General features: G+C 47.6%; 3 protein-coding genes. 2 read left to right on the forward strand and 1 reads right to left on the reverse strand.

Going from position 1 to position 4,799, the window contains the following annotated elements; all coding sequences use genetic code 11:
- Window positions 1–616: 616 nt before the first annotated feature.
- On the reverse strand, window positions 617–1,735 hold the full coding sequence (gene msrB / locus PKX57_RS11265; protein ID WP_470745086.1) for a peptide-methionine (R)-S-oxide reductase MsrB: 1,119 nt from the start codon (window positions 1,733–1,735) through the stop codon (window positions 617–619).
- A 592-nt stretch (window positions 1,736–2,327) separates the two neighbouring features.
- On the opposite strand from msrB, the gene PKX57_RS11270 reads away from it, so the two are divergent.
- Both PKX57_RS11270 and PKX57_RS11275 read left to right on the forward strand, forming a co-directional pair.
- A complete protein-coding gene (locus PKX57_RS11270; protein WP_472417376.1) occupies window positions 2,328–4,406 on the forward strand; it encodes a PAS domain S-box protein in 2,079 nt (692 codons plus the stop codon).
- Between the two features lies 1 nt (window position 4,407).
- Window positions 4,408–4,799: response regulator (locus tag PKX57_RS11275; RefSeq protein ID WP_472417378.1), on the forward strand; the 392-nt coding region annotated here is incomplete at its 3' end.

The following is a 4,799-nucleotide window of genomic DNA, read 5'->3' on the forward strand; positions in this document are numbered from 1 at the left end:
GCGCGCCGCCTTCGCAAGGCGGAGGCCGGGGGTTCGAATCCCCTCGGCTCCACCATAAGACCGCTCTGTTTTTGATACAAAGCTAGTATTGATGGCAGAGCGGTTTTCTATTTTGAAAAGTCTGCAAATAGCCGCCTTTATATTTTACTACGCTGCATTGCGTGTACTATTCATACCGTATCCAATAAACAAATCAGCAACAATTGAGGTAATCTAGAATAGGGTCATTAAGCACGAACTTCGAGAAGGCAAGAGTAACAACCGTTAGAAATAGTGCCGTTACTCTGGACAAGAGATCATCTCTGCCACCTTTTCTGGGAATCTCCACTCTGAACACCTCTTTCATTTTCTGGAAGAGCCTCTCTATCTTCCATCGCTTTGAATATGTCTGTGAGTGTTTCTCCTTGAAGCTTGAATCCTTCCTCCTCTATCGGTGTCGAGTCGATTATGTATGTTCCCGGCCTAGGCCGCTTTGCTGTGTGCGTTGGTTACAGTACCGTCTATGAGCGTAAAGGTTATCTTTCTATCGAAGTGAACTGTTGTCATTGCTACAAACGCCGACCAGAGAGAATTTATACTGTCGGATATTTAAGATGGATTATCAAGATAAACTTTTTCAGAGGACATATTCTTTTAGGTAACCGTAACCCTCGGATTCCATGTCATCATATGGTATGAAACGCAACGCAGCACTATTTATGCAGAAACGTACTCCGTTCGGCGACTCGGATTTGCCGTAGAATACGTGCCCAAGATGCGAGTTGCCTGCACGACTGAGTACTTCTATACGCTTCATACCCAAAGAATTGTCTGTCAGAAACACAAAGACATTTTCGTCAATACCTTGTGTAAAACTTGGCCAGCCAGTCCCGCTGTCGAATTTTTGACTGGAGGAGAACAAAGGTTCACCGGTTACTATGTCGACATATATTCCCTTCTCATGGTTGTCCCAATATTCGTTGTCGAAGGGCGGCTCAGTGGCGCCATTTTGTGTGACGGCAAATTGCTCCTTCGTGAGCTTTGCCTTGATCTCTTCGGGTAGCGGACGCCGGTAATTCGCCGGGTCAATAATCATTTTACCGGCGAGTTCAAATTCCTCTAAAGAGATATGGCAGTAGCCTCCGGAATTTTTTTCAAGATAATTCTGGTGGTATTCTTCTGCGTCGAAGAAGTTACGAAGAGGCTCAATCTCCACAGCAAAATCGGGGAAGCGGCCTTTTTCTACTTCTGCAATATTGAGAACTATATCTTTTGTGGCATCATCCACCCAGTATATACCCGTTTGATACTGTGGCCCGCGATCATTGCCCTGCTTGTTCGTTATCGTCGGATCGATAGACCTGAAGTAAGTAAACAGTATCATGTCGAGGCTAACTTTAGCGGGCTTGTATTCAACACGTACCGTCTCTTTGAATCCAGTATCCGAAACGATGCCATAGTTTGGCGTGACACCTTCTTCTCCGTTTGCGTATCCACTGGTAGCCTCTATGACCCCCGGTATAGTCTGCATAAGTTTCTCGGTACCCCAGAAGCAGCCACCTGCAAGATATATGACCTCCACACCCTCACGTTTTACATATGTATTGTCCATAATACCCTCCACTTCTTCGCTAATACTCATTTCACTGGACGCCTTTTTTTCCACATTTTGCTCAGAACAACTATTCTCGCAATTACAGGCGCTTATGATTGCCAAAATCAGCACGGAAATAACAATCAAAAGTTGTTTTTTCATTTTTATGACCCAACCTTTCCGGTGAGTTTTCATGTAAAAAACGGAAATGAATACCAATATCTGCAAAGAAATTCAAAAGATAAAAGTCAAAGGAATCACTCACTTCAGCAATATCAGTTCCGTTTTTATCTGCAAAAGACACGATTCTTATCTTATCGCCATTTCAGATATCTTAATTATACTGAATTCAGCCGCTGTAGTCCAAGTCTTGTATGATCTCGTAACTGTATTCCTGATGAAGCTGTGCAAGTTATTCGTCAGTGCTTTTTACCAGAAAATCAAAAACAACATCAAACAAAACTATTTCTGTTCAAATCATTTGGGTGGAAACCGTGCATTTGTAAAATGCCTTCACGGGCAAGTACTATCAGCCGCATATTTTCATAAAGATCTGACGTATTGTGCTCTTTTCCGAAGGAATGGCATAGATTCTGCAGGTCATTACTATCGGAAACCTACGGAAAACTGCCCCGCTTACCATATATATAAGTCTAGAACTGTTGGAAAAGAGACGTTTGGAATCAATAATAAGGCTTCTTGAGGATATAATAGCCTTATGAGCGAATAATTCGGGCTCGGGGGGTCGGATGGATTGGGTAGGGAGGCCGCACTGGCACTGGTCAACAACGCCGCATTGCTTATCTCGCTCACGGTAATTTACAGTGCGCTGTATATAAGATTCAAAAAGGAGAAGCTGCTCCTGCAGAAGATCATCTCAGGCCTCCTGCTCGGAGTTATAGCTATGGCAGTCATGGTAGACTCCTGGGAGCTCTCTCCCGGAGTAGTTTTCGATACGCGTTCGGTGGTCCTCGGTCTCACGGGGCTTTACTTCGGATTCATTCCCTCCATCATCACTGTGATAATGACCTCTATCCTCAGGATACTTATGGGCGGCTCCGGAGCAACCGTAGGCGTATCTGTGATAATCTGTTCGGCCACAACGGGTCTTCTGTGGAGGTACAGACGGCGGAGAGCTCTACACCAGATGACTCTGGTCGAGCTATATCTCTTCGGGATTGTCGTACATATTTTTATGATGATCGGTATGCTTTTTCTCCCGGCCGATTCGAGGAACGCCTTCTTCTCGGTCGCCGCAGTTCCGGTGATGCTCGTCTATCCTATCGCAACGGCTCTAACTGGCTGGGCCATGTCCAGCAAGGAAGCGCAGCTCAGGGGTGAAGAGGCGGTACATGAACTCTCTCTGGCCAGAAAAAGGCTTGCCGCGATAGTGGAAGCTTCGCCGGTGCCGATTGTCAGTCTGGATATGGGATACAACGTGACGGAATGGAATCAGGCCGCCGAAAAAGTCTTCGGCTGGAAACGCTCCGAGGTGATAGGCAGACCGCTGCCCATAGTTCCCGAGGAAGATATCCAGACCCACAGAGATTTGACCGAAAAGACCCGGTCGGGAGATTACCAGAGGGGGACGCTGCTTCTGAGAAAGAGAAAGGACGGCTCAAAGGTGGTGGTTCGACTGCACAACGCCACGATCTTCAACGAAGAAGGTCAGCCCGAAGGTATTCTGGGAATACTCGAAGATGTCACCAGACAGCAGGAGGCCGAGCAGGCGCTCAAAGAAAGTGAAATGCGCTTCAGGGAGCTCTATACGAATATGAACACCGGAGTCGCCATCTACAAGGTCGGCAATAACGACGAGGCGGTCTTTCTGGACATGAATCCCGCCGGATGCAGGATAACCGGAGTTAGCCGTGACGAGGTCGTCGGGCGGAGAGTCGAGGAAGTCTTTCCCGGTGTAATCGAAATGGGGTTGTACGACATAATAATACAGGTGTTTAAAAGCGGTTTGTCCCAGCGCCATCCCTTGAAAAAATATAAAGACGACAGAATCGCTTTCTGGACAGACAACTACGTTTACCGTCACGGAGAGGATGAAATAGTCGTTATATTCGAAGACATAACCCAGAGAGAAAAAACGCTGGAAGAACTCGAGAGACGGGTCAAGGAGAGAACGGCCGAGCTGGAGACTGCCAACAAAGAGCTCGAATCTTTCGCCTATTCCGTTTCACACGACCTCAGGGCTCCTTTGAGGGCCATAAAAGGCTTTGCCCAGATCATTTCGGAACGTTATGCCGGGGCGCTGCCATCCGAGGCCGGCAGGTATTTCAATCACATAGTCGGGGCCGGAGAGAACATGTCGATACTGATTCAGGATCTTCTGGATTACTCGAGACTCGGTAGAGCAGCTTTAAAGATCGAAGCGGTATCGCTTGCACAGACCGTCGACAAAGCTCTCGATACTCTGCGTTCGAAAGTCAAGGAGGAAAGAGGAAAAGTCACGGTGGAGGGAACGCTTCACTTCGTAGAGGCCGATGTCACACTTCTGAATCGAGTACTGGCGAATCTTATAGAAAACGCGCTCACCTACCACCCACCTGAAAGACCGCCAGAAATAAATATATCCTCCAGGCGAGAAGACGGGTACGTTTACTTAACGATAAAAGACAACGGAATCGGCATCGACAGAAAGTTTTACAAGAGAATCTTCGATATCTTTCAGCGCCTGCACTCGGCCGAGGATTACCCGGGTACCGGCATTGGACTCGCGATAGTGAGAAAATGCGTCGATCTCATGGGTGGCGAGATCTCTCTGGAATCGACTCCCGGGGAGGGGAGCGTTTTCTCCGTAAAATTGAAGGAGGCTTTGAATTGAGATGAGTGCTGTTGTTATTTTGTTGGTTGAAGACAACCTGATGGACGTCGAACTTACGCTGGACGCCTTCGCTCAGGTCGGCCTTAAAAATACCGTAACCATAGCCAGGACAGGCGAAGAAGCGCTGAACTATATCTGCGGAAAGGGAAAATTCGCCGACAAAAAGAACTTTCCCACACCGGATCTTGTCCTGCTCGACCTGAAACTGCCCGGCATTTCAGGGCACGAAGTGCTGGCGGAACTGAAGAACGATGAGCGTACAAGAAGGATCCCGGTTGTAGTGCTAACCTCCTCGCACGAGGAAGGCGACAGGGCCGTCTGTTATGACAACGGAGTCAACTCTTATCTCGTAAAACCGATCGATTTCGGTGAATTCGTGAAGGTCGTCCGCGC

The organism is Mesotoga sp. (assembly GCF_035363035.1).
Taxonomy (GTDB): domain Bacteria; phylum Thermotogota; class Thermotogae; order Petrotogales; family Kosmotogaceae; genus Mesotoga.